This window comes from Saccharopolyspora elongata (assembly GCF_004348985.1).
In the GTDB taxonomy this organism is placed as follows: domain Bacteria; phylum Actinomycetota; class Actinomycetes; order Mycobacteriales; family Pseudonocardiaceae; genus Saccharopolyspora; species Saccharopolyspora elongata.
The window spans coordinates 1-26,450 of the sequence record NZ_SMKW01000029.1 but is presented as its reverse complement, the minus strand read 5'-3'; the positions used below and the strand labels follow the sequence as shown (position 1 = coordinate 26,450).

Genomic DNA, 26,450 nt, shown 5'->3' with positions numbered 1-26,450 from the left:
AAACCTCCGCGCCGCGCTTCGGCATTCTGCCCGCTGCCGCTCAACGGTGTTCCTGATCCGGGAGAGTGAAACCAGACGTGGACTGCGATGGCGGATGGGTTTCGCGCTCGTTGCGCGGGGTAGGCGGACGTCCGGGCGGCTGGCTTCGCGGTGGTGTTGGGCGGGACTGGCCTTGCTTTTCTTTTCGGGCCGGGCCGGTCCCGCCTTCAGGTCCGTAGACGTGCCCGAATCGCCACACGCGTCTTGCAGGCAAGTGCTCCGGCTCTCCAACAGATGTGTGGAGAGTCGGCTCGTGTCAGTCTCCGCGCATATCAGCCGATGCTGCGTGCTCGTGTGCAATGAGTTGCAGAGAGCGCTGCGGGAGAAGGAAGATCTTCCGAGTCCTCAGTGGATCTCACGGACATGAGCGCTTCTCGGGCCGACGGTCGGCGCGTCGCGCCGGTGAACTGCGGGCTCCGCGCGTGGGTACCCGAAGTTCGGCCGCGCGGAACATCTTCCGGCAGCGCTGTCGTCGTCGCGGTTGCAAGGCCCGTTCGAGTGCGGGCAGATCGACTTGTGGGCGTTGCGGCCGCCGCCGTAGCTTGGACGGATCGCGCAGCACCCCCGCGTCGTTGCGTTCCGGGCCGGGCATCGGGCCTGTGGGCACGCGGGTGACAACCGGATCAATATCAGGACTGCCGTGGGGCAACCGTTGATCAGCGGGAAGTGCACGATCCTGCTTCTGCACGGCAGCAGCCAAGCTGGGGGCAGAAACCGATGAGCTTCGCACCGAAGGACAGCCGACCCGGGCCCGTTGAGCCCGGCACGGAGTCCGCGCGGGCTCAAGCGGTTGCCGACGCGGTGCTCTACGAGGGCTACCTGCTCTACCCGTATCGGCGTTCGTCGGGGAAGAACCGCGTGCGATGGCAGTTCGGCATCCTCGCGCCGCGCCGGTGGGTCGAGGCGGATGGCCCGGTGCCGCCGGTGGTGGCGGGTTCGGTGGAATCGTGGCAGCAGCAGACGGAATGCCTGTTCCGGGTTCCGGGCGAGGCCGAAGAGGCCGAGGCCGACATCCGGCTCCGCTTCCTGCGGGTCGTGGCGCGAACCGCCGAACGCGCTGTCGACGGCGAATTCGTCCCGGTGGATTCGTTGGACGTCGACGGCACGCGGCACCTGTCGACGGAGGAAGCCGCGCCCCAGCAGTTCGATCTGCACGCGAAGCTGTCGGCGCTCCTCGATGGTGGACTTACCCGCGAAATCGAGCTTCCCGATGCCAAGGAGGCCGAGCCGCTCGGCGAAAGCGGGCGGATTCTGCGACGCTCGGAGGGCATCGCCGCGTCGCTGTCCGCCGTAGCCGAGGGGGTAGGAGACGGGGCCTACCGCCTGCGCGTGCGAGTCGAGAATCGCGATCGCGAGGTGGATGCCGATGCGTCCCGCCCGGCGGCGCTGCGGCGTTCGCTGGTGGCCACCCACTTGCTGATCAGCGGACGCGGACTGGAGTTCTGCTCCATGATGGACCCGCCGGGCGAGCTCTCGGCAGCAGTGGCTGCGAGTCGCAACATCCACGCGTTCCCAGTCCTCATCGGCGATGACGCCGACCTGGTGCTGTCATCGCCCATCCTGCTGCCCGATCACCCCGAGGTCGCCCCGGAAAGTCCGGGTGATCTGCACGACGCGACCGAGATCGACGAGATGTTGTCCCTGCTGACACTCGCGCTGACCGATGCGGAGAAGCGCGAAGCGCGGGCCACCGATCCTCGTGCCGCCGAGATCCTCGACCGTGTGGACGGCATGCCGCCGGAGGTCCTGGCGCGACTGCACGGCACGATGCGCTCGCTGCACGACGCCACCGGGGCACGAGGGGACGGCACGTGATGCAGCAGCACGACGCGGTCGACCCGATCGCACACGACCACCGCATGGTCGAGCAGCTGTGCGGGGACCACGACTCGCTCGACAGGTTGTGCGGAGGGGACGAGCGTGCCAGTGCGTTGCTGGACGAACTGCGCCAGAAGGAACTGCTCGGGTACGACCGGATACGAGATCGGTTGCAGGGGAGGCCCGCGACATGACTGCCGACGACGAGCTGGAGACGCGGAAGCAGGAGATGAGCCGCGCCGCGCGACGAAGTGGGTTCGAGGAGATCGACATCCTGTGGATCTCCGAGGGGATGAGCTGCGACGGCGACACCGTATCGGTGACGGCGTCGGGACAACCCGCGATCGAGGACGTGGTGCTAGGCCTCATTCCGGGGCTGCCGAAGGTCAATCTGCACAACAAGGTCCTCTCGCCCACGCTCGGTGGGGAGGACTTCCTCCAGCCGTTCCGCGCCGCGGCGCGCGGTGAGCTGGAGCCGTTCATCCTGGTGATCGAGGGCTCCATCCCGAACCAGAACATCATCGAAGGCGACGGGTACTGGACGTCGTTCGGCAACGATCCGGAGACCGGTGAGCCGCTGCCGCTGAACTGGTGGCTGGACCGCCTCGCGCCGAAGGCGTGGGCAGTGGTCGCGGCCGGCACCTGCGCGACCTACGGCGGGATCCACGCGATGGCCGGCAATCCCACCGGGTGCATGGGGCTCGCCGACTACCTGGACTGGGAGTTCAAGTCCCGCGGCGGCCTCCCGATCATCAACATCCCGGGGTGCCCGGTGCAACCGGAGAACTTCATGGAGACCTTGACGTGGTTGCTGTACCACGCCGCGGGAGCCGCGCCGGCGCCACCGCTGGACGAGAAGCTGCGGCCGCAGTGGCTGTTCGGCAAGACCGTGCACGAGGGCTGCGATCGGGCGGGCTACTACGAGCAGGCCGACTTCGCCAAGGACTACAACTCGCCGAAGTGCCAGGTGAAGGTCGGCTGCTGGGGTCCGGTGGTCAACTGCAACGTGCCCAAGCGCGGCTGGATGTCCGGGGTCGGCGGTTGCCCGAACGTGGGCGGCATCTGCATCGGCTGCACCATGCCGGGATTCCCGGACATGTTCATGCCGTTCATGGACGAACCGACGGGGGCGAGTCTGTCCGGCATCCTCGCCAAGCCCTACGGATCGTTCATCCGGCGGATGCGCGGCATCACCAACATGGTCGCGAACAAGGAACCGAAGTGGCATCACAAGCAGCCGGTGCTGACGAGTGGGTACAACCCCCGTTGGCGTCCGTAGGCAGTGGCTGACGACGAGAGCAGGAGAACCCGACCATGGCCGATCGCGGAACCAGCGCTGAACCGAAGCAGGGCAAGCTCGTCGAGATGAACTGGGATCCGATCACCCGGATCATCGGCAACCTCGGCGTGTACACCAAGATCGATTTCGCCAACGGCGAGGTCGCCGAATGCCACAGCACGTCATCGTTGTTCCGCGGCTACTCGGTGTTCATGAAGGGCAAGGACCCGCGTGACGCGGGGTTCATCACCAGCCGGATCTGCGGCATCTGCGGGGACAACCACACGGCGTGCTCCAACTACGCCCAGCAGATGGCCTACGGGGTCAAACCGCCGCCGCTGGCGGAGACGATCGTCAACCTCGGCGAAGCGGCCGAGTACATGTTCGACCACACGATCTTCCAGGACAACATGGTCTTCGTGGACTTCTGCGAGGCGATCGTCAAGGAGACCAACCCGGCGCTGCTGCGGCGCGCGGAGTCCGCCGAGGCCAGGAACCGGGATGTGCACGGCTACCGCACGATCGCCGACATCATGCGGGGGTTCAACCCCTTCGAGGGTGACTTCTACAAGGAGGCCCTGAAGATCAGCCGGGTGACCCGGGAGATGTTCTGCCTGATGGAAGGCAGGCACGTGCACCCGTCCACGATGTACCCGGGCGGGGTGGGGACGATGCCCGAGCCGACGACCTTCACCGACTACCTGTCCCGGTTGGTGCGGGTCCTGGACTTCGTGAAGAAGTCCGTCGCGCTCAACGACGACGTCTTCGACTTCTTCTACGAGGCGCTGCCGGGGTACGAGGAGGTCGGCAGGCGCCGGGTGCTGCTGGGGTGCTGGGGCGCGTGGCAGAACGCCGACGTCTGCGACTACCGCTACGAGACGATGAGCGAGTGGGGCAAGGCGATGTTCGTGACGCCCGGCGTCATCGTGGACGGCGAACTCGTCACGAACGACCTCGTCGACATCAACCTGGGCATCCGGATCCTGCTCGGGAGCTCGTTCTACGAGGACTGGGTGAACGAGGAACCGTTCGTGACCCGTGATCCCCTGGGGAATCCGGTGGACATGCGCCACCCGTGGAACCAGACGACCGTGCCCGTTCCGCAGAAGCGCGACTTCGACGCGAACTACAGCTGGGTGATGAGCCCGCGGTGGTTCGACGGGCAGAACCACCTGGCGCTGGACACCGGCGGCGGGCCGCTGGCACGGCTGTGGTCCACCGCGCTGAACGGTCTCGTCGACACGCCCTACGTCCGGGCGACCGGGTCGAGCGTGCAGATCTCCCTGCCGCGCAGCGACAAGCTTCCCGAGACGACGCTCGAATGGCGCATTCCGCACGACAAGGCGGGAAAGCCGCTGTCGAACACGATCGAGCGGGACCGGGCCCGGGTGTACTTCGTCGCCTACGCCGCGGCCATGGCGCTGCACTTCACCGAGCAGGCCCTGGAGCAGGTGCGAGCCGGCGACAGCCGGATCTTCACGGACTTCGAGGTGCCCGACGAGGCCATCGGATGCGGGTTCCACGAGGCGGTCCGAGGAGTGCTCTCGCACCACCTGGTGATCAAGGACAAGAAGATCGCGAACTACCACCCGTACCCGCCGACCCCGTGGAACGCCAGTCCGCGGGACAGCTTCGGCGTGCCCGGCCCGTACGAGGACGCGGTGGGCGGAACGCCGATCTTCGAGGAGAACGGCGCCGACGACTTCAAGGGCATCGACATCATGCGCACGGTGCGCAGCTTCGACCCGTGCTTGCCCTGCGGCGTGCACATGTACCTGGGAGGCGGCCGAGAGCTCCGGAAAGTGCATTCGCCCACCTTCGGAGGAGCGCATGCCTGACCGGAGCAGGCTCGACGACGCGGCGGTCCAGGAGCGGCTCGCCCGAGTCGATGACCTGCTCGCGACCGTCGAGCGGGCGCCGGGGCCGACCGCGGACGCGGCGATGGAATCGGTGCAGATCCTGATCGAGGTCTACGGCGAGGCATTGGGCAGGGTCGTGGACCTCGGCGGGCCGCTCGCCCGAACGCTCGCCCAGGACGAGTTGCTGAAGCACCTGATGGTCCTGCACGAGATCCATCCGGATCCGGTCGCCGAGCGCGTGCGGCAGGCCATCGACGATGTCCGCCCGCACGTTGAGTCGCGCGGCGGACAGGTGGAGCTGACCGAGGTGGCGGGCAACGTTGCGCGGGTGCGGCTGACCGGCGTGCACGGGGGTTGTTCGTCGACGTCCGCCGACGTGGCACGGGCGATCACCGAAACGGTGCTGGCCCTGGTGCCGGAGGTAGCGGAGGTCGATGTGGCGCAGCCGGCCTCGCCATCGATGATCCCGGTGGATGCCGTGCTGAGCCGTGCCAGGGGCGGCGCGCGGAGGCAGGCGTGAGGTCCGCGGCATTGGAGCGCCTGGTTCGGCAAGCCCGCCGGCGTGCGGAAGGGCAGCCCTGCGATGTCTGCGGCGCTCCGGTGCCCGACGAGCACCGCCACGTGCTGGACCTGGGGCGGGCCGAGCTCATGTGCGCCTGCCGGGCATGTTCGGTGCTGTTCGACCGGGATGCCGCCGGCGGCGATCACTTCCGGCTCGTGCCGCAGCGGCGGCAGCGGTTGGATCCCGTGTCCACTGGAAGCCTGGGCGTCCCGGTCGGGTTGGTCTTCGTCACGGTGAAGTCGGACGGCACCGTGGTCGCCCATTACCCCAGCCCGGTGGGAGCCACGGAGTGGGAGGTCGATCCGTGCGTTTGGGAGGAGGTCGTGGACCGGCACGCACAGCTCGGGACGATGGCCCGGGAGGTCGAGGCGCTGCTGGTGAACACCGCACGCGGGCAGCGGGAGCACTGGATCGTTCCCATCGAGGACTGCTTCCGGCTGGTCGCCGTGGTGCGCCAGGAGTGGAGCGGGCTGTCCGGCGGTTCGACCGTGTGGCCGGCGATCGAGCGGTTCTTCGCGGAGCTGGCCGAAGACCGGAGGAGTTGCGATGGGTGAGATCAAGGTCGGCAAGCAGGACGTGAAGGTGGATACGCCCAGTCACGTCCCGGGGTTGCACCAGGGGAACCGGGGCCCGTCCCGGCGGCAGGCGGGGCACCACGCCGATGGCACGGCCGACGCCCGCCGTTCGACCGGGATCCACTGGAAGCACCACAACGCGATTCTCGAGACCATGCCGAACGTCTCGCCGGGTTGAGCGGGGAGGGAGAGCCGAATGGCGAGGAAAGTCCTTATCGCGCAGGCAGTCTTGATCGGCGCGGGATTGGTGGCGCTGTTGGTGAGAGAACTGCCCGGGTTGGTGCGAGAAGTCAGGATGTGGCGGATGGCCATCAGCTTCCGCGGTGGCGCGCGCGGGAAAGGCACGACCTAGCGGCGATCGATCTGTGGAAGGCGATGGTATGGGGAAGGCACGTGTGGTGTCGGATGCCGTGCTGCGCGAAGGACGTTCTCCCGAACGGGGGAGCATGACGGGATCGCGGATCCTGGTCGCAGGCGTGGGAAATGTCTTCCTGGGCGACGATGGGTTCGGCGTCGCGGTCGCCGCCCGGTTGGCGGAAGACCCGCCGACGAGCGCGACGGTCGCGGACTTCGGGATCCGGGGCATGCACCTGGCGTACGAGCTGATGAACGGTTACGACGTGCTCGTCCTGGTCGACGCGGTGGCGCGTGGCGAGGTGCCGGGAACCGTCTCGGTGCTCGAACCCGACCTTGCGGCGATCGAACCTGCGGCCGGCGTGGACGGCCACGGCATGAACCCGGACTCGGTGCTCGGCTGCTGCGCAGGCTTCGGCGTGCCGCTGCGCAGAGCTCTGGTCGTCGGCTGCGAGCCCGCGGACTGCTCCTACCGGTGGGGGCTCACCGAGCCGGTGGCGGAGTCGGTCGATGCGGCCGCGGCCGTCGTTCGCGAGCTCGTCGCCGACCTGGACACCGTGCGGGGGACGCCGTGACCTCCGGCGCCGAACCACTTCCGGCCGTCGGGATGCGGGTCCGGCTGCGGCCTTCCCGGCGCGCCGACATCGTGGACATCGCGCTGGCGGGAAGGCTTGCCGAAGTGGACGGCGTCGAGTACGGGGCGGACGGCCGGGTTTACGTGCTCGTGTCGCTGGTCGGCGACACCGCGGCGGACCTCGGTCGCATGAGCCAACTGGGCCACCGGTTCTTCTTCGACCCGGACGAGCTCGAGGCGGTTTCCGATGCGGGTGAGCACCGGGTCCTCATCGCAGGCCTCAACGACGCCGTCAAGCCGGGCGAATGCGAGGTGCGCAGGGTTGTCGAGCACCTGCGCGGATGCGACCTCCCGCCCGGGGTGCGCGTCGCTGATTTCGGTGTTCGAGGGCAGGACCTGGCGCGGGCGCTCGAGGAGTTCGACGCCGCTGTCGTGCTGCGCGCCGGGCCGATCGGGGAGGTCAGCTGCATCGGCCTCGCGGATCTGCCGTCGACCCAGCCTCTTCCACCGGCCCACCGGTGCGGGCAGGTCATCGTGGTCGGTTGCGGCGACGCGGAACGCGGTGAACCGGACTGTGGAACGCGCATCGCCGGTGTGGTCCTGTCCGTTGTGGACGATGTGCTCGCTGGTCGCCCGATCCGGGAGTCGAGCGCCGGCGAAGGGGTCGTTTCAGATCGAGTACGCGGGCACGCGTGACGTGACCGCCGGGGACGCAGGGCGGCGATTTCACGCGAAATCGCCGCTCCGCGTGGGGGCTGGACGCCGATTTCGCGAAATCGCCCTCGATGCCCGGTCGGGGGCGGCGGCCTGCACGACATGTGAAAGCGACTCGAATGTCGTTGAGGGAAAAGCAGATCGAGTTGTCCCGGCCCACGACCGCCTTTAGCGTCTCAGGCGCGGCGCAGGTTGCGCGCGGCGCAGGAGTCGAACTCGCTCCGGCGCGCAAGCCGCTTCGGGGGCGCCGCATGATCGCGAGTGAGGATGTGACCTGATGCCGTGGTCCGAGGAGGCCGCCGGGCGTGCCGTCGACGAGATCTTCGAACGGCGGGTGGCGCCGCTGCAGGCGTTGGTGGGGGACGCCGAGCAGGTCGCACGCGCGTGCCATGCGATGGCCACCCGGTTCCATGAGGGCGGCAAGCTCATCGTGTTCGGGAACGGCGGGCCGAGCACGGACGCCCAGCACGTGGCCGTCGAGTTCGTGCATCCCGTGATCGTGGGCAAGCGGGCGCTGCCGGCGATCTCGTTGACCGCGGACGTGGCAACGGTGACCGGCGTCGCCACCGGAGCGGGCCTGGATGAGATCTTCGCCCACCAGATCCGCCACCTCGCCGACCCCGGCGACATCGCCCTGGGCATCTCCACCGACGGTGGCTGCGGGAACGTGCTGCGCGGCCTGGCCGAAGCACGCCGGCAGGGCCTGCTGACCGTCGGCCTGCTGGGTGGCGACGGCGGACGCATCGCTCGCGCCGGGCTCGACCACGTGCTGATCGCCGCAGCGCGAGACCCGCGAGTGGTCAAGGAAGTGCACGTGACGACCTACCACATCCTCTGGGAACTGGTTCACGTGTTCTTCGAACACCCGGGCGCGTTGCGGCGGGAGGCGATCGCATGACGGCCGGAGAACCTGCGGAGACCTGCCGCGGGGATTCGTGCGTGACCTGCTCGGACGAGGTCGTCGCGGTCGAGGTCCTGCGGCTGCTGGACGACGGGCTCGCGGCCGTGGCCACCGAAGCGGGTGAGGAAGTGGTCAGCGTCGCGCTGGTACCGGCTCGTCCCGGGGACACGGTGCTGGTCCACGCCGGTGAGTCGATCGGGATCGTGAAGGGGTGACCGCTCGTGGATACCGGTACTGATGCCATGGGCTCGCTGTACCCGTTCTTGTCGAGGGCGGAGGGCGATGTCGATGCGGTGCTCGACGAAGTCCGGGTGTCCACACAGGACAAGGCGCGGGAGATCGTGCATCTCCGCGGCGCGGTCCTGGACCGGTACCGCGGCGAGATCATCGCGTGCGCAACCGCGATGGCGGACCGCTTCGCCCGCGGCGGCCGGTTGCTCAGCTTCGGCAACGGCGGCAGCTCCACCGACGCCCAAGACCTCGCCAGCCTGTTCCTGAGCCCGGGTGGCGCGGGGCACGCCCTCCCGGCGATCGGGTTGACCAGCGACATCGCGGTGGTCACGGCGCTGTCCAACGACATCGGGTTCGACGTGGTGTTCGCCCGCCAGATCGGTGCCTTCGGCCGCCGCCAGGACATCGTGGTAGGCCTGTCCACTAGCGGGAACTCCGCGAACCTGCTGCGGGCTTTCGAGGAAGCCGCGCAGCGCGGGCTGCTCACCGTGGGCATCGCCGGCGACAAGGGCGGCCGGATGGCCGAATCCGAGCACATCGACCACCTCTTCGTGGTGCCGTCCGCCTCGGTGCACCGCATCCAGGAGGCGCAGACCACGCTGTACCACGCGCTTTGGGAGATGACCTTGCTGGCGTTGGACGAAGCGGGAGGAGCGGCCGATGTGCCTGGCGATCCCCGGTGAGATCCTGGCGATCCTCCCGGACCGGCCGGACCTCGCCAAGGTCGAGGTGAGCGGAGTCCGCCGCAACATCAACATCGGGCTCCTCGAGGAACCACCGGAACCGGGGCAGTGGATCCTGATCCACGTCGGCTTCGCGTTGTCCACAATAGACGAAGCGGAGGCTCGCGCGGTACTGGAGTTCTTGGAGGGCTTGGGGCAGACCTACACCGACGAGATCGACGCGCTGCAGGATTCGCGCATCGAGTGAGTGGGGGGACCGATGCGATTCGTCGACGAGTACCGGGACGCGGACAAGGCGAGAGCGCTGGCCGCCGAGATCGCCGCGCTGTGCGAGCCGGGACGGCAGTACAAGTTCATGGAGGTCTGCGGCGGGCACACCCACACCATCTACAAGCACGGCATCGAGGACTACCTGCCGGAGAACGTGCAGCTGGTGCACGGACCCGGGTGTCCGGTGTGCGTGATCCCGATGGGCCGGGTCGACGACGCCATCCACATCGCGCGCCGGCCCGGGGTGCTCATGACCTCCTTCGGCGACATGATGCGCGTGCCCGGCAGCAACGGGAACTTCTTCGACTCCAACGCCGAGGACACCAACATCCGGATGGTGTACTCGCCGCTGGACTCGCTGAAGATCGCCCGGCAGGACCCCGACCGGCACGTGGTGTTCATGGCGATCGGGTTCGAGACCACCGCCCCGTCGACGGCGATGACGCTGCTGCGGGCCGAGCAGGAAGGGCTGGAGAACTTCTCCGTCTTCGGCAACCACGTGACGATCATCCCGGCGATCAAGGCGATCCTGGACTCCCCGGACCTGCGGCTGGACGGGTTCCTCGGCCCGGGGCACGTGTCGACGGTGATCGGCTGCCGGCCGTACGAGTTCATCGCCCGGGACTACGGCAAGCCGGTGGTGGTCTCCGGCTTCGAGCCGCTGGACATCATGCAGTCGATCTACCTGCTGCTCAAGCAACTGGCAGAGGACCGCTGCGAGGTGGAGAACCAGTACAAGCGCGTGGTGCCGTGGGACGGCAACACGACCGCTTTGGAAGCGATCGCCAAGACGATGGAACTGCGCCCGTACTTCGAGTGGCGCGGACTCGGCTTCATCTCGCACTCGGCGCTGCGGCTCCGCGACGCCTATGCGCGGTTCGACGCCGAGCGGCGTTTCGAGCTGCCGGGCGTGCGGGTGGCCGATCCCAAGGCATGTCAGTGCGGCGAGGTGCTCAAGGGCGTCCTCAAGCCGTGGGAGTGCAAGGTGTTCGGCACCGCTTGCACGCCGGAAACACCGATCGGCACCTGCATGGTCTCGCCGGAGGGCGCGTGCGCCGCGTACTACAACTTCGGGCGGTTCAGCCGGGACCGGGTCAAGGAGGCGAGCCGGACGTGAGCACCGAGCGCCGCGGCGAGCTGGCCGAACTCGACGCCGAGCAGCAGGTGCTCGACCGGATCGAGAAGGCCCGCCGCCGCAAGCCGAAGGTGAAGGAGGAGCGGATCACGCTCGCCCACGGATCCGGCGGGAAGGCGACGCAGACGCTCGTCGAGGCCGTGTTCCTGGAGGCGTTCCGCAACGAAGTGCTGGAACAGCTGGAGGACGGCGCGGAACTCGCGGTCGACGGGGGTCGGCTGGCGTTCACCACCGACTCGTTCGTGGTGTCACCGCTGTTCTTCCCCGGTGGGAACATCGGCGACCTGGCGGTCAACGGCACGGTCAACGACCTCGCGGTCTCCGGTGCGACGCCGCGGTACCTCTCGGCGGGCTTCCTGATCGAGGAGGGTTTTCCGGTCGCCGACCTGCTCCGCATCGTCGAGTCGATGGCGACCGCGGCGCGGGTGGCCGGCGTCGAGGTGGTCACCGGCGACACCAAGGTCGTGGAGAAGGGCAAGGCCGACGGCTGCTACATCAACACCTCGGGCGTCGGCGTTCTGCGCACCGGTCACCGGCTCGGTGTCCGCACGGCGCGTCCGGGCGATGCCGTACTGGTCTCGGGGCCGATCGGTGATCACGGCGTGACGGTGATGCTCGCCCGGGGCGAGCTGGACATCGACTCCGACGTGGTCTCCGACACCGCGCCGGTGCACGGGCTCGTCGCGGACCTGCTCACCGCGGTGCCGGAGGTCCGCGCGCTGCGTGACGCCACGCGCGGAGGTGTCGCGACGATCCTCAACGAGATCGCCCAGGCAGCTCAGGTGGCCGTCGTCGTCGACGAAGCGGCGATTCCGGTGCGCACCGAGGTCCGGGGCGCCTCGGAACTGCTGGGCATCGACCCGCTCTACGTGGCCTGCGAGGGACGCATCGTCGCGGTCGTCCCGGGTGGGCAGGCCGAGACGGCGCTGGAGGCGATGCGCGCCCATCCGCTGGGGGAGCAGGCCGCCTTGATCGGGCGCATCGGTGACGATCCACCCGGGCTGGTGCTGTTGAACACGACCTTCGGCGGCACCCGGATCGTGGATCTGCTGGTCGGCGATCCACTACCGCGGATCTGCTGAGCCTTGCACGAGCTCGGCATCACCCAGAGCATCGTGGACGCCGTCCTGGAGGCGGTGGACGAGCCGGTCATCGAGCGCGTGCACCTGGAGATCGGGCGGCTTTCCGGCGTGGTGCCGGATGCGATCCGGTTCTGCTTCGAGCTCGTCGCGGACGGCACCCGGCTGTCGACGGCCGACCTGGACATCGCAGAACCGGCCGGGCGCGGTGAATGCCGCTCGTGCGGACAGGAGATCGCGATGGACGAGCTGCTCGCGCGCTGCCCGTGCGGCGGCGTCGACATCGCGATCCTCGCCGGACAAGAACTTCGGATCAAGGCCGTGGAGGTGGGGTAGATGTGCGGCACGTGCGGCTGTGACGAGGAATCACCGCGGACGGTGGTCCTGGAGCAGCAGGTGTTGGCCAAGAACGACGGGCTCGCCGCCGAGAACCGGGACCGCGCGCAGTCCAGGGGGGTCGCCTTGATCAACCTGATGAGCTCGCCCGGTTCCGGCAAGACCAGCCTGCTGGCCCGTACCGTGCGGGAATTCGACGGCGCCCCGCTGGCGGTCGTCGAAGGCGATCAGGAAACGGGCCTTGACGCGGCACGATTGCGGGAGAGCGGATGCCCGGTGGTGCAGATCAACACCGGAACGGGATGCCACCTGGACGCGGCCATGCTGTCCGACGCCCTGCGCGCCCTGCAGCCGCCGGACCGTTCGGTGGTGTTCGTCGAGAACGTCGGGAACCTGGTGTGCCCGGCCCTGTTCGACCTCGGTGAGCGCGCCAGGGTGGTCCTCGCGTCGGTGACCGAGGGGGCGGACAAACCCCTGAAGTACCCGCACATGTTCCGCTCGGCGGACCTGGTGCTGCTCAACAAGATCGACCTGCTGCCCCACGTCGATTTCGACGTTGCCCGCTTCACCGACGCCGCGTCCACCGCCAATCCCGGCGCCCGGGTGCACCCCCTGTCGGTCACGACGGGGGAAGGCCTCGACGCTTGGTACACCTGGCTGGACAAGCAGGTGCTTGCCTGAGAGGACATTTCAGAACGGGTTTGCGTGGCGGTGCGGGTGGCGGCCCCCCTGCGGGAATTGCGGTCGCCGTCTGGACTCCGGGATCCCCGACTTGTGTATGTCCAATACACGGCGCTGGGGCTGTCCTCGCCAGACGACGTCTGAGAACCCGCGGCGGTGCGAGCTGAGTCCCACACCGCATGCGGCTGACGCCGCATTCCGAAACGACCCCTAGCGTCGTGCGCGGCACAGCGCCCCGGCGACGGCGGCCTGCCCCAGGCTGATCCCGCCGTCGTTGGGCGGAACCTGCGAATGCAGCAACGTGCGGAACCCGTTGCGGTCCAACAACATCGTCACGCGCTGCAACAGCACGAGGTTCTGGAAGACACCGCCGGAAAGGGCCACGGTGCCGATCCCGGTGGAATCCCGCATCCGGCCGCAAACGTCCACGACCGCCGCCGCCAATCCGTTGTGGAATCGCGCGGCGATCACCGGCAATGGCGTTGCGGCACGGAGATCGGCGACGACCGAACGAACCAGGTCCGAGCCGCGAACGCGCAACACCGGCCCGCCACTGATCGACACCGGGTATTCGCCCGCCTCGGTGGTGTCGGCGAGTTGTTCGAGTTCGATGGCGGCCTGCCCTTCGTAGTTGATCAGGTCCCGCACGCCGAGGATCGCCGCCACGGCGTCGAAGAGCCGTCCGGCGCTGGAAGCCGGCGGCGCGTGGCGACCCCATCGCGACAGCGCGGCGACTTCGGCCCAGTTCGCGTTGCGCTGCAGCACATCGAGATCCGGGGACAGGTTCCCGCACTCGGCGAGGTAGGCGACCGCGGTCCGCCACGGCTGCTTGATGGCGGTCGTTCCCCCGGGCAGCGGAACCGGTTCCAGATGACCCTGCCGCCGGAAGCCAGTCAGGTCGGCGACCAGGAACTCCCCGCCCCAGATCGAGCCATCGCCGCCGTACCCGGTCCCGTCGAACGCCACTCCGAGCACGGGGCCGGACTCGCCGTTGTCGGCCAGGCAGGATGCGATGTGCGCGTGGTGGTGCTGCACCCCGACCAGCTCGGCACCGTCCACTTCCGCCGCGTACTTCGTCGACAGGTACTCGGGGTGCAGGTCGTGGGCGACGACCCGCGGTTCGACGTCGAACAGCCGGCGGAAGTGCTCGATCCCGGCGGTGAAGGACCGCAGCGTCTCGTAGTTCTCCAGGTCGCCGATGTGGTGGGAGACGAAGACGTGCTCACCCTTGGCGACGCCGAAGGTGTTCTTCAGCTCGGCACCGCAGGCCAGCACCGGCTGCGGGAACGGCCACGGCAGCGTCACCGGTTCCGGCACGTAGCCGCGGGACCGCCGGACCGGCATCGTGCGGCCGCCGACCACGCGGACGACGGAGTCATCGGTGCGGACGTGGATGGGCCGGTCGTGGACCAGGAACGCATCGGCGATGTCGCCCAGCCGCGCGAGCGCGTCGTCATCGAGGTAGGCGATCGGCTCGTCGGAGACGTTGCCGCTGGTGAGCACGATCGGCCGGGGAAAGCGGCGCAGGAGCAGGTGATGCAGCGGGGTGTAGGGAAGCATGAGGCCCAGCTGGTGGTTCCCGGGCGCGACGCTCGGCGCGACCGGGGCGTCGGGAAGCCGGTTCAGCAGCACGATGGGGCGCCGCCGGGAGGTGAGCGCGGCTTGCTCCGCATCGTCGATAGCGCACAACGACCGGGCCTGCTCCACCGAGGCCACCATGACCGCGAAGGGCTTGTCCTCCCGGTGTTTGCGCTTGCGAAGGGTGGCAGCCGCATCGCTGTTGGTCGCGTCCACGGCCAAGTGGTATCCGCCCAATCCCTTCACGCCCAGTACTTCGCCGCGTGCCAAGACCGCCACCGCTTCGATGAGGGGGTCGCCCTGAAGGGCCACGCCGCCGCTGTCGGTCAGTCGCAGCCGCGGTCCGCAGTCCGGGCAGCACACCGGCTGGGCGTGGAACCGGCGGTTCGCCGGATCGCGGTACTCCGCCTCGCACCGGGCGCACAGGGCGAATCCGGCCATCGTCGTATTCGGACGGTCGTACGGAACGTCCCGAACGATGGTGAACCGCGGCCCGCAGTGGGTGCAGTTGGTGAACGGGTAGGCGGACCGCCGGTCCTCCGGGTCGGTGATTTCGCCCAGGCAGTCGGCGCAGGTGGCGGTATCGCTGGAGACGAGGGCCGCCCGCGATCCGGTCGAGTCGCTGTCGACGACCCGGAACCCGGTTTCGGCCACGGCCGCGACATCGGCGACGGAGATCCGGGCCACCACCGCCAACGGCGGAGCCTGCTCCCGGAGCATGCGGAGGAACCGCCGGATGCCCGACGCCGGCCCCTCCACCTCGACGAACACGCCGTGCACGTCGTTGCCGACGTGCCCGGCTAGCCCCAGGCCGGTCGCCAGCGAGTAGACGAAGGGCCGAAAACCCACGCCCTGCACGATTCCCTCGACCCGAACACGCTTCCGGACCAATTCGCCCATCGACCCAGTCTCGAACGAAGGACCACGCGACGCATCCGCGCGACTTCACCAGACGCGGACTCCGCTGGCGCACTTCCGCACGTGGATGGGCGGCGGCCACTCCCGCACACGGGTGCACCCGAGTCCCTCCAGACCCGCGCCGCCCGAGCACCAGAGCTGGTGGCTTGCAGAGCCGGTAAGGAGGCCTGCGGTCAGGCCCGGACCCTGTTCCTGGACGGCGCCGACCACGAGAACCCGTGTTCGACAAACACGAGACCATTCGAGCGTTGCGACGTGCAGGTGTGTTTCCGGAGGTCGGCAGGTTCGCCCACATCGCGTCCCGAACGCCACTTCTGAAATAGTCCACACCAGACCAGCTTGCGGCAGAAGGTGATTTTGCCTGCCAACCGAGTCATTCGGTCTCCTGGCGAACGATTCGATTCCAGCAGTTGGCGGGTGCTGCGGGCAGGGTGCAGATTCTCTTCTGAGGCGGGACTTTCGGCGCTATTGCCGGGAAACTCGGCGTGTTCGCATGGCTACAGGGCGACCGGGACACGTGTGGACGCAGATGGTGCGTGGCCACGACGCAGCGGTCGCTACGTGGGTACACCACCGCTCCGGCCCGCGGTCGGCCGGAACATGGCGGTGGCGGGCCGCGGGTGCGCTACGCATACCGCAGATCATCACCGGGACGGGATCCAGGGCTGGCGCAGGAGACAGACCTCGATGGGATACCAGATCGGGGTGGATCTCGGCACCACCTTCACCGCGGCGGCGGTCGCCGTGGAGGACCGGGTCGAGGTCGCCACGCTAGGTGAGCACGCGCCGAAGGTGCCGTCGGTGCTGTTCCTGACCGACGCCGACGACTTCCTCGTCGGCGAGGCCGCGCACCGTCGGGCGGCCACCGACCCCGGTCGCGTGGTCCGGGAGTTCAAGCGCCGGTTCGGCGACCCGGCCCCGATCATCTTGGGCGGCAAGCCGTTCTCCGCTGACGCGCTGATGGCCCGACTACTGCGCTGGACCGTCGACACCGTCGCCCGCGAACGGGGTGAGCCGCCCGCGCACGTGACGGTCTGCCACCCGGCGAACTGGGGGCCGTACAAGCAAGACCTGCTCGCCCAGTGCTTCCAGCTGGCCGACCTGACCGGGGCCACCACGGTGACCGAACCGGAGGCCGCGGCCATCTCCTACGCCTCGGCGGAACGGGTCGACGCCGGTGACACCGTCGCCGTCTACGACCTCGGCGGCGGCACGTTCGACGCGGCGGTGCTGGCCAAGCGCGAGCGCGGATTCGACCTGGTCGGAGCATCGCAGGGCATCGAACACCTCGGCGGTATGGACTTCGACGAGGCCGTGCTGACCCACGTCGTGCGCAGCACCGGGAAATCCCTGCACGGACTCGATCCGCGCGACGTGCACACCCGGCAGATCATCCTGCGCCTGCGCGCCGAATGCACGGCCGCCAAGGAAGCGTTGTCGGAGGACACCCAGACGGTCGTGCCGGTGCTGCTGCCTCAGGTCCAGACGCAGGTGCGGCTGACCCGGCAGGAGTTCGAGCAGATGATCCGGCCGAGCGTCGCCGAAACCATCCGGGACCTGCAGCGCGCACTGCGTTCGGCCGAGATCGCGCCGGAGGACCTGCAGAAGGTGCTGCTGGTCGGCGGATCCTCGCGGATCCCGCTGATCTCCCAGATGATCTCCGCTGAGCTGCGCAGGCCGGTGGCGGTCGACGCCTCCCCGAAGTACGCGATCGCGTCCGGCGCGGCCATCACCGCGCGCGAACGAGCCGCCAGCCGGCTCACCCCGGCTCCGCCGTCCGTAGCCGCGAGCCCGGCGCCGGCCGAGCGGAGCGCGCCCGCTGCCGCGGTGGGCCCACCGGTAGCCGCTCCTCAGGAGGCGCCGAGCGAGTCGGCACCGACGACACCGGTGCAGCCGGAGCCGGCGCCAGCGGAGCCGGCGCCGCAGCAGCGGGCATCGGCGGAGCCGGCGCCTGCCGAGGAGCCGGAACCCGCTCCAGCCGCGCCCGCATCCGGGGAAACGGCCGGTTACGTGCCCGAGACCGCACCGGTCGCACCGCCGAGTTCGCCGCTCAAGATGCCTTCGATGCCCGCGCTGCCGTCGCTGAAGGTCCCCGCAGCGCTGAAGGAGCCGCGGGCGCGAGTGATCACGCTCGTAATCGCTGTTGCCTTGTTGCTCGGGGGCGCGGGTTGGGGCGGCTGGACGTTGCTGTCAGGTCTGTCCGGCGCGCCTCCTCCGCCACCCGCGGTGGCACCTCCGGCCCCGGTGCCCACGCCGCAGCCCGTCCCGTACCAGCCGGGCGGTACCGATTCCGGAGGCAGCGGCGGTACGGGCGGTGGCACGGACGGCGGTTCCGGCGGTGGCACGGACGGTGGCACGGGCGGAGGTTCCGGCGGTGGCACGGACGGCGGTACGGGCGGAGGTTCCGGTGGCGGCACGGACGGCGGCACGGGCGGAGGTTCCGGTGGCGGCACGGACGGCGGTACGGGCGGCGGCTCGGGTGGCGGCACGGACGGCGGTTCCGGTGGTGGCTCTGGAGGCGGTTCCGGCGGCGGAACCGTGACCGACGACCCGCCGAAGCCCACCGACGAAAACCCTCCGACCGGCGATGGAGGAACTGACGGCACCAACAAGGGCACCCACAACCAGTGATGGCGTCCGGGTGGACGAGCACCCACGACACGAGGCGGGAAGACATGGACGAGGAGATGGTCGCTGACACGGGTGCCGGCGACGAGACCACGGACTTCTCTGCCGAGGAAACGACGGATTACACGGCAGCGGAAACGACGGACTACTCCGCCGAAACCGATATGTCGACCGAGACGGACTACTCGGCAGATACCGATTACTCAGCCGAGACGGACTACACCGCCGAGACGTCCGACTACGACACTGCCGAGACGTCCGACTACGACACTGCCGAGACGTCCGACTACGACACTGCCGAGACGTCCGACTACGACACTGCCGAGACGTCCGACTACGACACCGCCGACACGGCGGACTACGACACCGCCGGGGACTCAACCGACATCGCTTACATCGATCCATCCGATTACGCGGTCGACGAGCCGGCGGACTCCGGAGCCGAGACGACGGATGTGGCCGCGGAGACTTCCGATTACTCGACGGAGGACGTCTACCAACCTGCCGAGGAGACTTCCGACACCGGCGAGTACACGACCCTGGATTACAAGCTCCCGGAGGGTGAAACCTGGGCTTCCGAGGCGGAATACGAGCACCCCGGGGCCGGGGCACAGCCGGAGGTGGAACCGGCTGAGCCCGGCTACGAGAGTTTGGGACCGCATACCGAGTACGAGCACCCGGGGCGCGGGGCGTGGGATGACGTGCAGCCGGCTGAGCCGGGTTACGAAAGCTTGAAACCGCATACCGAGTACGAGCAGCCGGAGCGCGGGGCGTGGGATGACGTGCAGCCGGCTGAGCCGGGTTACGAAAGCTTGAAACCCCACACCGAGTACGAGCACCCGGACTACTCGACGACGCAAGATGCGGGCCTGGCAGCGGAACAGCAGGATCTCAGCCAGGAGGACCTTGACAGGCTGCGCGACCTCGACGCCCGCGGCGTAGCGGGTCCGACCGGGTACTTCGGCGGCGAGGACATGCGGGAGCCGCTCGGAGCCGGCACTGCGGCCGAGACGGGCGTCCAGGATGACTTCTCCGGCTACACCGAACCGGCCACCACCGAACCGGCCACTACCGAACCGGCGATGGACGAGACTTCAGGCGGCTTGCTCAGCGAGCCCGGGCAGGACCTGTGGGACACGGGGTACGACACGACCTTGGACACGTCCGGGCTCTGGGACGGCGGAGGCTGGAACACCGGGTTCGCCCCTGAGGGAACGTTCGGCGGGGGCTGGGACACCGGGGGCTTGGGTGCTGGTGGCTGGGACACCGGGGGCTGGACCACGACTACGACCACGACCACGACTACGACCACGCTGCCGTGGGCGCAGGGTGATCCGTTCTCGAATCCGGCGGTGCTCCGGATCGCCGAGCAGATCCTGCCCGACAGTGCGGTCGGCGGCTTGGACGCGCTGGGCGGTCCGGTCGGTGCCACGACCTCCGCCGCCGGTGGCGCGCTGGGGTTGGCCGGTGAGGCGCTGGGCAGCACCGACTGGGGTTCGTACGCCGGAGACACCCTGTCCGGGATGGGGTTCGGCGACTTCACCACGGTCGCCGACGACATGCTCGGCGGGGAGTGGGGTGACCTGGCCGGTTCGGTGACGACCACGATCGGCGACATCGGGCTCGGCGAGGTCGCTGGTGGTCTGCTCAGCGGGGACATCGGCGGGCTGGCCGACAACGTGGCCAGCGGGCTCGGTGTCGGCGATTTCGGCCAGGCGGCCACCGACTTCTACAACGGCGACTGGGGCGGTCTGCTCGGGACCGCGGCCGAGGAGATCGGTGTCGGCGATCTCGGCCCGATCGGCGACGTGGCCGGTGACGTGCTCAGCGGCGACTGGGGCGGGTTGGCCGGCGAAGCGGCTGGTGTGGCGGCCGACGCGCTCGGTGTCGGGGAATACGCGGACGTGGCCACCGAGGTCTTGAGCGGTGACTGGGGCGGCATGCTGGACACTGCGGTGGACGTGGGCGGCGGCGTGCTCGGCGTCGGCGGCCTCGCCTCGGGCGTCGACAACCTCCTCGAGGGCGACTACAGCGCGGCGGTCGGCGGAGTCGCGGGCGCGACGATCGGCGGGGTTTTCCTTGGGCCGCTGGGAGCCGCAGCCGGTGGCTGGCTCGGCAGCGAGTTCGGCGAATGGCTCGGCGACGCCGGTATCGACGATGCCATCGACGACGCCGCCGACGCGGTCGGTGACGCCGCCTGGGACGTGGTGACCGACATCGGATTCGACGACGAGCTCACGGACGTCTGGGATTTCAGCACGGAGGCGGTCAGCGACATCGGTGACACCTTCACCGATTTCGGCACGGCGGCGGGCGATGTGTTCGACGACGCCGCGGAGACGGCGACCGACGTGGTCGACGACGTCGGCGGTGCCCTGGAGGACGCCGGCGACGCCATCAGCGACTTCTTCGGGTTCTGACCGATGAACATCCACAGAGGACTTTGACGGTAACGGGGTCGGGTGGGCGGCAATGACAGGGCCATCGCAGCAACCCAAGCCCCCCGAGGGGGGCTCCGCGCACTGGGTGGACGGCGTCGAAGCCGTCCTGGCCGCGGCCAGCAGGCTCGCCGAGAAGAGCGGGCGCAAGGACTTGGTCCGGCGGTTGAACGCGGACCGGAAGCACTTGGCCGACCGGAAGAGGCGGTTGATCCGCATCGTCGTGGTCGGCGAATTCAAGAAGGGCAAGAGCTCGCTGGTCAACGCGTTGGTCAACGTGCCGATCTGCCCGGTGGTGGACACCGCGTCCACCGCCGTGCCGATGTCGATCACCTATGCCGAGAAGCCCACCGTCACGTTGACCTACCAGCCGAGCGGCAACGGCAAGAAGGAGGCCAGCCGGGTGGCCGCGCCGATGCGCGAAATCCCCAGGCAGGTCACCGAGGCTCCGCCGAACGACAAGGGCGGCAAGTTGATGTGGGTGGACGTGGGCATCCCGAACCAGCTGCTGTCGCAGGGCGTGACCTTCGTGGACACGCCGGTCGGCGGCCTGAGCGAGACGGCGGAGGCACCCACCTACGGCGTGCTGTCGGCCGCCGACGCGCTGGTGTTCGCCACCGACGCCGCGCAGGAACTCACCGCCACGGAGATCGAACTGCTCAAATCCGCGAAGAACCTCTGCCCGAGCGTGGTCTGCGCGGTGACGAAGATCGACCTCTATCCGCAGTGGCGGCAGATCGTCGAGCAGGACAAGGCGCACCTGCGCGCCGCGGGGCTGGAGGTCCCGGTGTTCCCGGTGGCCACCGCGTTGCAGGCGCAGGCCGCGCTCAAACGCGACAAGCGGTTGTTCGCGGAGTCCGGTTGCGTGCCGCTGCTGGCCTACCTCGGGCAGAAAGTGGTCGCCAACATCGAACGGCTCACCCTGACCGCGGTCACCGCGAACTTCCACGACGTGCTGGACCAGGTCGACCAGGTGCTGGCGGCCCGGCACAAGGCGTTGGCCGACCCCGAGCAGGGCAAGGAGCTCGTCGCGAAGCTGCAGGAGGCGGGCAGGAAGGCCGCGTCGTTGCGCGCCGCCGGGGCGCGTTGGCAGCAGACGCTCGGCGACGGCTTCGGCAACATCTCGTCCGATGTGGACTTCGACATGCGGCGGCGGTTCCGGGACCTCACCAGGGAGGCCAACAAGGCGATCGACGAGGGAGATCCGGCGAAGACCTGGGAGGAGATCCAGGCGTGGATGCGGCGTCGGCTGACCGCGGAGGTGGTGGAGAACTACACGATGCTCCAGCAACGTGTCGCCGAGCTCGGCAAGTCGGTGGCCGAGCAGTTCGCCGAGGACCAGCAGGGCACCGAGGTCGAAGTGCGCGCGGAGGCCCCCACGGAGCTGATCAAGGAGCTGGAGGAGGCGGCCGGGGACGTCGAGATCGTCAAGGCCAGCCTGAAGACCAAGGGGATGCGCACCGGCATGCTGCTGTTCAAGACCGTGGGCCGGGTGGCGCTGATGTCCGGGATGAACCCGGTGTCGATGGCCTTCGGCGTTCTCAGCGGCGTCGGCGGACTGCGCTCCGGGGCCAAGCGCGACGTGCAGGAACGCCGCCAGAAGGCCAAGGCGGCGGTCAACCAGTACACCGAGGACCTGAAGTTCCACATCGCCAAGGACTCCAAGGACACCATCCGCCGGATGCAGCGCGAGATGCGGCAGGGCTATTCCGAACGCGCGGCGGAACTGCAGAACGCGGCGGCGCAGTCGGTGGCGGCGGCGAAGAAGTCGTTGCAGGCCGACAAGGACCAGCGGGAGCGCCGCCTGCCCGAGATGGAGCAGGCCCGCAAGTCCGTGGCAGTGCTGCGCAGGAAAGCAGAAACGCTCTTCCGGGCAAGTGGAGGCGGGGTGCGGGATGAACAACTCATCGCTCATCCAGCAGGTTGACGGGTTGATCCGGTCGGCGGCCACCGCCTACGCCGGCACCCCGGCCGAGGCATCGCTGCGGACCCTCGCGGTGCGGGTTCGGCAGCCGCTGCGGGTGGCCATCGCGGGCAAGGTCAAGGCCGGCAAGTCCACCCTGCTCAACGCGCTGATCGGCGAGGAGCTGGCGGCCACCGACGCGGGCGAGTGCACCCGCATCGTCACCTGGTTCCAGCACGGCGAAAGTTGTCGCGTGGTGCTGCAGCCCAGGCAGGGGGAGGCGCGCGAGGTGCGGTACGCCCGCCCGGACAGCCGCGCCATCCAGATCGACCTCGGCGGCGCCCGGGCCGCGGACGTGGAGCGGCTGGTGGTGGAGTGGCCGTCCACCGCGCTGCGCAACTTCATGCTCATCGACACACCGGGGATCGGTTCGGTGTCGACGGACATCTCCGAGCGGGCCCAGGACTTCCTGACCCCGGCGAACGGTCGGGTCACGCCGGCCGATGCGGTGCTGTACCTGATGCGCTACGCGCACCGCGAGGACATCCGGTTGCTGGAGGCGTTCCACGACGACGACATCGTGCAACCGACGCCGGTCAACGCAGTGGGCGTGCTGTCGCGGGCCGACGAGATCGGCGCGGGCAAGATGGATTCGATGGCGAGCGCGGCGCGCGTGGCCGATTCCTACCGGAAGAGCGAGCAGGTGCGCCGGCTGTGCCAGACGGTGCTGCCGGTGACCGGGCTGCTCGCCTACACCGGGCGCACCCTGCGCGAGGAGGAATTCCACGGGCTGGAGCTGCTGGCCAGGGCACCGGCCGAGGAACTGGCACCGACACTGGTTTCGGTGGACCGCTTCATCAAACTGGACTGCCCCGCCGAGGTCGACGCCGAAGGGCGGCGCCACCTGCTGGACCGCCTGGGCATGTACGGCCTGAGGCTGGGCATCGAACTGATCCGGTCGGGGAAGTGCGGCAATTCCGCGCAGCTGGCCGCGATGCTCATCGAGAACTCCGGGCTGCGGCAGCTCGTCGCGGCGCTGGGCACCCAGTTCGCGGCCCGGGCCGAAGTGCTCAAGGCCCGGTCGGTGTTGCAGGCGCTGGGCTCGGTGCTCCGGCAAATGCCCTTGGAGGGAAACAAAAAACTGGTCGCGGAGGTGGAGCGGGTGTGGGCCGGCGCCCATGAGATCGCCGAGCTCCGGTTGCTCAACTCCCTGCGGCAAGACCCCGCCGGGTTCACCGAGGAGGAGGTCGCCGAAGCCGAGCGCCTGCTGGGAAGTTCGGGAATCGCCCCGGCCCGCCGCCTCGGGCTGGCGCCGGAGGCCGACCAGGGGGCGATCCGCAATGCCGCGCAGGAGGCGCTGGCCCGCTGGCAGCGCCGGGCGGAAAGCCCGGCGAGCCTGCGGCAGTCGGTCGCAGCCGCCCACGTCCTGATCCGCACCTGCGAAGGAATGCTGGGCGACCTCGTCGGGCCGACCGGGTGACCGCGGGGTGGTCGCGACCCGCTGCCGTACGGCAGCGGGTCGCTTGAGCAGAACATCGGTGCCCGTCGGGTCGGAACCCGTGCTGGAGCGCACGTTCGGTTCGGCGGGCCGGGAAGGAGGGTCCTGTGCAAGACGTGGGACCGAAAGCGAATCCTGGATATCCGAACGACAGCGGTGTCCCGTTCCCCGGGCCCGTCCAGGAAGGCGACTTCAGCGACGAGCACGCGGGCCAGCAGGCCGGAAAAGCGATCGGCGGCGTGATCGGGAGCGCTGCCGGTGCGGAGTTCGGCCCGCCCGGGTCGGGCTGGGCAGGTGGAGAGGTCGGCGGCGGAATCGGCGGCATCGTCGGGGAAGGCGTCGACGCGGTCCGCGGCATGGAGGTGGTGAGCGAAGAGGACCTCCCGCACGAAGTGGACCCCGCTGACGCGGGAGCCGCGGCCGCCGCGTCCGAGCAGGGCGCCGGCATGTGCCTCCCCGGCACGGACGACATGGGTGGAATGTCGGCGGATGCGAACATGTCGGGCGGCGGTTACTCCGCCGAACCGAACATGTCGATCGACCCGGGCACGCTCGACGGCGGCTACTCGGTCGATCCGAGCTCGCTCGATGGCGGCTACTCGGTCGACCCGGGCATGTCCGATAGCGGCTATTCCGTCGACCCGGGCATGACTGACGGCGGCTACTCCGCCGACCCGGGCATGTCCGACGGCGGCTACTCCATTGACCCGGGCTCGCTCGATGGCGGTTACTCGGTCGATCCGAGCTCGCTCGATGGCGGTTATTCCGCCGAGCCGGACATGTCCGACGACGATTCGGCGGACTATTGAGGAGATGATGACTTCAAAACCCGTCCTCGTCGAGGAAACGGGACGATGGCTCTGCTCGATGCAGCATGGGTCCCGCCCCCAATGTCATAACGCGAAGAGCCCTGTCGACGCATTCCATAGACAGGGCTCTACCGCGACGAGACCTTGGTGGCGATCGAGGTCGCCGATCAGTCGCGGCTCGTCGCCCATGAGGACCTGCGCAAGCTCGGTGCGGATTCGCATCCACTTCTGGAGCGTCTGGCTGATCGCCCCCAGACCGGCTGGAGGAGTACCGCACCCTGAGTCATGTCGGCGAGTGGTCGATGCTGGTCGACTTGCTGTCAGCGAGCCTGGTTACTCGGCAGATCCCGGCCAGCCCGTCTGAAGGGGACGCACTCGCCGCTCTGCTGAACTGGTTCCGCCCGGCCGCGGTCGCCGATCTCGCATACATCCGCGACCACGAGAACACGTCGCCTCGCTGAACATCACCGACCAGCCGTGAGCGGCCTGACAGTGACCTGCCGCGAGACCGTTTGGACCATCACGAAATGATCCCGCCGGAGGTTCCGGCAGGGATCTTCGCATCTACGGACAGTTTGAGAATGAATCGGCAAGGCAGGTTTACTGCGGAGCTGGGGACTGGGGCCTGACGTCGGTCATCAAGCTGAGCGCTACTGGAGTTCCTTGACCAGCACATCGAAAATCGGTGAGCCAGGCAACGGATTCCGCTTTTGTGCGACCTTCCGCCAGCCCCAACTGGCGTAGGCGTGCTGAGCGGGGCCAGCTGCGGGTTGCACCGTGAGCGTTGCTCGCTCTTCGGGCCGGTCTTCCAAGAGAAGGTCGTGGAGCCGGACAGCCACACCTGCACGCCTCCACGGACGGCGGACGAGTAGCTCGATCAGCACGAAGGTCCGTCCAGGCGGCTCGTCTGTCATGCCAGGTTCGACCTCGGTGGTGAGGTCGGTCCACCACGGGGCTTTCGGTGGCATGGTCAGGCCGAATGAGAAGCCAGCCATCTCGCCAGCCGAATCACGGGCAACTACCAGCCCAGCACCCGGCCGCTGATTTTGAACCGCGAAGCGGTCCTTGAACAGGCGGACGTGCTCGTCCCCGTACTGGTAGGGAGGTTCTGAGAACACCTCGCTGTAGACCTCGCCCAATTCGTCACCGAGCTGGCCTGCTTCCTCGACAGGAACACGACGAAACTCGACTTCACTCACTTCGGCTCGTTCTTTCTTCTGGGGAATGCGCTGTGTACGTGGTCCGCTACGTTAGACCGAAAGTCAACGACTGCCACCACGTCACCGTAGCGGGCTGCAAGATACTCAGAATGTGTCGCCAGACGGCTGATCGAGTGCGACGAGCTGAGCACTTGGGCTTGGCTCAGTGCACGTTGACCAAGTGCAGCCGCTTCCTCCGGCTCACCCTGGGCGAGCCGCACCTTGCTGAGGCGGAGATCGTCGAAGACTCGGCCGCGCAACCCCCTCTTTGTCAGGATGAGATGAGACACCTGGTGTGAGTGCCGGGTGCCGGAGCGAGGGCGGGATCGGAGATCCTGATAGACGTGTCCACTTCATCCGACAGGCCCGGCAAGCCGGCTCAGCAGCCT

Annotated in this window: 27 protein-coding genes; 24 read left to right on the top strand and 3 right to left on the bottom strand. The window is 68.7% G+C overall.

The window, feature by feature from the left end:
* Window positions 1–384: 384 nt before the first annotated feature.
* Window positions 385–1,452 carry a hypothetical protein gene (locus E1288_RS50390; RefSeq protein WP_408013684.1) on the bottom strand — a complete coding sequence of 356 codons (1,068 nt, stop codon included), beginning with the start codon at window positions 1,450–1,452 and terminating at the stop codon, window positions 385–387.
* Window positions 1,453–1,581: 129 nt separating this feature from the next.
* On the opposite strand from E1288_RS50390, the gene E1288_RS50385 reads away from it, so the two are divergent.
* From E1288_RS50385 to hypB, 17 genes are all read left to right on the top strand, one after another.
* A complete protein-coding gene (locus E1288_RS50385; protein WP_408013682.1) occupies window positions 1,582–1,854 on the top strand; it encodes a hypothetical protein in 273 nt (90 codons plus the stop codon).
* Window positions 1,851–2,051, top strand: coding sequence for a hypothetical protein (locus tag E1288_RS21665; protein WP_132487854.1), 201 nt, complete (start codon window positions 1,851–1,853; stop codon window positions 2,049–2,051). The genes E1288_RS50385 and E1288_RS21665 overlap by 4 nt, the downstream gene beginning before the upstream one ends.
* Window positions 2,052–2,086: 35 nt before the next feature.
* A complete protein-coding gene (locus E1288_RS21660; RefSeq protein WP_207954487.1) occupies window positions 2,087–3,136 on the top strand; it encodes an NADH-quinone oxidoreductase subunit B family protein in 1,050 nt (349 codons plus the stop codon).
* A gap of 35 nt (window positions 3,137–3,171) precedes the next feature.
* Window positions 3,172–4,974, top strand: a complete 1,803-nt coding sequence (locus tag E1288_RS21655) for a nickel-dependent hydrogenase large subunit (RefSeq protein ID WP_132487850.1) — start codon at window positions 3,172–3,174, stop codon at window positions 4,972–4,974.
* Window positions 4,967–5,515 carry a NifU family protein gene (locus tag E1288_RS21650; RefSeq protein ID WP_132487848.1) on the top strand — a complete coding sequence of 183 codons (549 nt, stop codon included), beginning with the start codon at window positions 4,967–4,969 and terminating at the stop codon, window positions 5,513–5,515. The genes E1288_RS21655 and E1288_RS21650 overlap by 8 nt, the downstream gene beginning before the upstream one ends.
* Complete coding sequence (locus tag E1288_RS21645; protein WP_132487846.1) at window positions 5,512–6,111, top strand: DUF5947 family protein; 600 nt, start codon at window positions 5,512–5,514, stop codon at window positions 6,109–6,111. Before E1288_RS21650 ends, E1288_RS21645 begins: the two co-directional genes overlap by 4 nt.
* Window positions 6,104–6,310: a hypothetical protein gene (locus E1288_RS21640; RefSeq protein ID WP_132487844.1), complete on the top strand. Its 207-nt coding sequence runs from the start codon at window positions 6,104–6,106 to the stop codon at window positions 6,308–6,310. Before E1288_RS21645 ends, E1288_RS21640 begins: the two co-directional genes overlap by 8 nt.
* A gap of 202 nt (window positions 6,311–6,512) precedes the next feature.
* A complete protein-coding gene (locus E1288_RS21635) occupies window positions 6,513–7,061 on the top strand; it encodes a hydrogenase maturation protease (RefSeq protein WP_456320506.1) in 549 nt (182 codons plus the stop codon).
* Window positions 7,058–7,756, top strand: a complete 699-nt coding sequence (locus E1288_RS21630) for a hypothetical protein (RefSeq protein ID WP_132487842.1) — start codon at window positions 7,058–7,060, stop codon at window positions 7,754–7,756. The genes E1288_RS21635 and E1288_RS21630 overlap by 4 nt, the downstream gene beginning before the upstream one ends.
* A 295-nt stretch (window positions 7,757–8,051) precedes the next feature.
* Window positions 8,052–8,672, top strand: a complete 621-nt coding sequence (locus tag E1288_RS21625) for a D-sedoheptulose-7-phosphate isomerase (protein ID WP_132487840.1) — start codon at window positions 8,052–8,054, stop codon at window positions 8,670–8,672.
* Entirely contained in the window at window positions 8,669–8,890 is a 222-nt protein-coding gene (locus E1288_RS21620) for a hydrogenase assembly protein HupF (RefSeq protein WP_132487838.1), read from the top strand. Before E1288_RS21625 ends, E1288_RS21620 begins: the two co-directional genes overlap by 4 nt.
* 27 nt (window positions 8,891–8,917) lie before the next feature.
* On the top strand, window positions 8,918–9,589 hold the full coding sequence (locus E1288_RS21615) for a D-sedoheptulose-7-phosphate isomerase (protein WP_132487998.1): 672 nt from the start codon (window positions 8,918–8,920) through the stop codon (window positions 9,587–9,589).
* Window positions 9,567–9,836, top strand: a complete 270-nt coding sequence (locus E1288_RS21610; protein ID WP_132487836.1) for a HypC/HybG/HupF family hydrogenase formation chaperone — start codon at window positions 9,567–9,569, stop codon at window positions 9,834–9,836. Before E1288_RS21615 ends, E1288_RS21610 begins: the two co-directional genes overlap by 23 nt.
* Before the next feature lie 12 nt (window positions 9,837–9,848).
* Window positions 9,849–10,976 carry a hydrogenase formation protein HypD gene (gene hypD, locus E1288_RS21605; protein WP_132487834.1) on the top strand — a complete coding sequence of 376 codons (1,128 nt, stop codon included), beginning with the start codon at window positions 9,849–9,851 and terminating at the stop codon, window positions 10,974–10,976.
* Window positions 10,973–12,076, top strand: coding sequence for a hydrogenase expression/formation protein HypE (gene hypE, locus E1288_RS21600; RefSeq protein WP_328592468.1), 1,104 nt, complete (start codon window positions 10,973–10,975; stop codon window positions 12,074–12,076). Before hypD ends, hypE begins: the two co-directional genes overlap by 4 nt.
* A 3-nt stretch (window positions 12,077–12,079) precedes the next feature.
* The gene (locus E1288_RS21595) at window positions 12,080–12,409 is read left to right on the top strand and encodes a hydrogenase maturation nickel metallochaperone HypA/HybF (protein WP_132487832.1); all 330 of its coding nucleotides are present in this window, start codon (window positions 12,080–12,082) and stop codon (window positions 12,407–12,409) included.
* A complete protein-coding gene (gene hypB, locus E1288_RS21590) occupies window positions 12,410–13,090 on the top strand; it encodes a hydrogenase nickel incorporation protein HypB (protein ID WP_132487830.1) in 681 nt (226 codons plus the stop codon).
* A 210-nt stretch (window positions 13,091–13,300) separates the two neighbouring features.
* Here hypB and hypF read toward each other — a convergent pair whose 3' ends face one another.
* Window positions 13,301–15,568, bottom strand: coding sequence for a carbamoyltransferase HypF (hypF, locus tag E1288_RS21585; RefSeq protein WP_132487828.1), 2,268 nt, complete (start codon window positions 15,566–15,568; stop codon window positions 13,301–13,303).
* A 705-nt stretch (window positions 15,569–16,273) separates the two neighbouring features.
* On the opposite strand from hypF, the gene E1288_RS49865 reads away from it, so the two are divergent.
* From E1288_RS49865 to E1288_RS47100, 7 genes are all read left to right on the top strand, one after another.
* Window positions 16,274–18,217, top strand: coding sequence for an Hsp70 family protein (locus tag E1288_RS49865; protein WP_165968204.1), 1,944 nt, complete (start codon window positions 16,274–16,276; stop codon window positions 18,215–18,217).
* 44 nt (window positions 18,218–18,261) lie between these two features.
* Window positions 18,262–20,634 carry a hypothetical protein gene (locus E1288_RS21575; RefSeq protein ID WP_132487824.1) on the top strand — a complete coding sequence of 791 codons (2,373 nt, stop codon included), beginning with the start codon at window positions 18,262–18,264 and terminating at the stop codon, window positions 20,632–20,634.
* A gap of 52 nt (window positions 20,635–20,686) precedes the next feature.
* Window positions 20,687–22,579, top strand: a complete 1,893-nt coding sequence (locus tag E1288_RS21570; RefSeq protein WP_132487823.1) for a dynamin family protein — start codon at window positions 20,687–20,689, stop codon at window positions 22,577–22,579.
* The gene (locus tag E1288_RS21565) at window positions 22,548–24,035 is read left to right on the top strand and encodes a dynamin family protein (RefSeq protein ID WP_132487821.1); all 1,488 of its coding nucleotides are present in this window, start codon (window positions 22,548–22,550) and stop codon (window positions 24,033–24,035) included. Before E1288_RS21570 ends, E1288_RS21565 begins: the two co-directional genes overlap by 32 nt.
* A 125-nt stretch (window positions 24,036–24,160) precedes the next feature.
* Window positions 24,161–24,862, top strand: coding sequence for a hypothetical protein (locus E1288_RS21560; protein WP_132487819.1), 702 nt, complete (start codon window positions 24,161–24,163; stop codon window positions 24,860–24,862).
* 147 nt (window positions 24,863–25,009) lie between these two features.
* Complete coding sequence (locus E1288_RS49860) at window positions 25,010–25,144, top strand: hypothetical protein (RefSeq protein WP_268951852.1); 135 nt, start codon at window positions 25,010–25,012, stop codon at window positions 25,142–25,144.
* Between the two features lie 20 nt (window positions 25,145–25,164).
* The gene (locus tag E1288_RS47100; protein ID WP_165968203.1) at window positions 25,165–25,323 is read left to right on the top strand and encodes a hypothetical protein; all 159 of its coding nucleotides are present in this window, start codon (window positions 25,165–25,167) and stop codon (window positions 25,321–25,323) included.
* Between the two features lie 189 nt (window positions 25,324–25,512).
* On the opposite strand, the gene E1288_RS21555 is transcribed toward E1288_RS47100, so the two are convergent.
* Window positions 25,513–26,061, bottom strand: a complete 549-nt coding sequence (locus E1288_RS21555) for a GNAT family N-acetyltransferase (RefSeq protein ID WP_132487817.1) — start codon at window positions 26,059–26,061, stop codon at window positions 25,513–25,515.
* Window positions 26,062–26,450: the final 389 nt, after the last annotated feature.

Coding starts and splice junctions, on each gene's coding strand:
- E1288_RS21660 (WP_207954487.1), top strand. CDS start 2,087: ATGAGCCGCGCCGCGCGACGAAGTGGGTTCGAGGAGATCGACATCCTG.
- E1288_RS21655 (WP_132487850.1), top strand. CDS start 3,172: ATGGCCGATCGCGGAACCAGCGCTGAACCGAAGCAGGGCAAGCTCGTC.
- E1288_RS21650 (WP_132487848.1), top strand. CDS start 4,967: ATGCCTGACCGGAGCAGGCTCGACGACGCGGCGGTCCAGGAGCGGCTC.
- E1288_RS21640 (WP_132487844.1), top strand. CDS start 6,104: ATGGGTGAGATCAAGGTCGGCAAGCAGGACGTGAAGGTGGATACGCCC.
- E1288_RS21635 (WP_456320506.1), top strand. CDS start 6,513: ATGGGGAAGGCACGTGTGGTGTCGGATGCCGTGCTGCGCGAAGGACGT.
- E1288_RS21625 (WP_132487840.1), top strand. CDS start 8,052: ATGCCGTGGTCCGAGGAGGCCGCCGGGCGTGCCGTCGACGAGATCTTC.
- E1288_RS21620 (WP_132487838.1), top strand. CDS start 8,669: ATGACGGCCGGAGAACCTGCGGAGACCTGCCGCGGGGATTCGTGCGTG.
- E1288_RS21615 (WP_132487998.1), top strand. CDS start 8,918: ATGGGCTCGCTGTACCCGTTCTTGTCGAGGGCGGAGGGCGATGTCGAT.
- E1288_RS21610 (WP_132487836.1), top strand. CDS start 9,567: ATGTGCCTGGCGATCCCCGGTGAGATCCTGGCGATCCTCCCGGACCGG.
- hypD (WP_132487834.1), top strand. CDS start 9,849: ATGCGATTCGTCGACGAGTACCGGGACGCGGACAAGGCGAGAGCGCTG.
- hypB (WP_132487830.1), top strand. CDS start 12,410: ATGTGCGGCACGTGCGGCTGTGACGAGGAATCACCGCGGACGGTGGTC.
- hypF (WP_132487828.1), bottom strand. CDS start 15,568: ATGGGCGAATTGGTCCGGAAGCGTGTTCGGGTCGAGGGAATCGTGCAG.
- E1288_RS49865 (WP_165968204.1), top strand. CDS start 16,274: ATGGGATACCAGATCGGGGTGGATCTCGGCACCACCTTCACCGCGGCG.
- E1288_RS21575 (WP_132487824.1), top strand. CDS start 18,262: ATGGACGAGGAGATGGTCGCTGACACGGGTGCCGGCGACGAGACCACG.
- E1288_RS21570 (WP_132487823.1), top strand. CDS start 20,687: ATGACAGGGCCATCGCAGCAACCCAAGCCCCCCGAGGGGGGCTCCGCG.
- E1288_RS21565 (WP_132487821.1), top strand. CDS start 22,548: ATGAACAACTCATCGCTCATCCAGCAGGTTGACGGGTTGATCCGGTCG.
- E1288_RS47100 (WP_165968203.1), top strand. CDS start 25,165: ATGCTGGTCGACTTGCTGTCAGCGAGCCTGGTTACTCGGCAGATCCCG.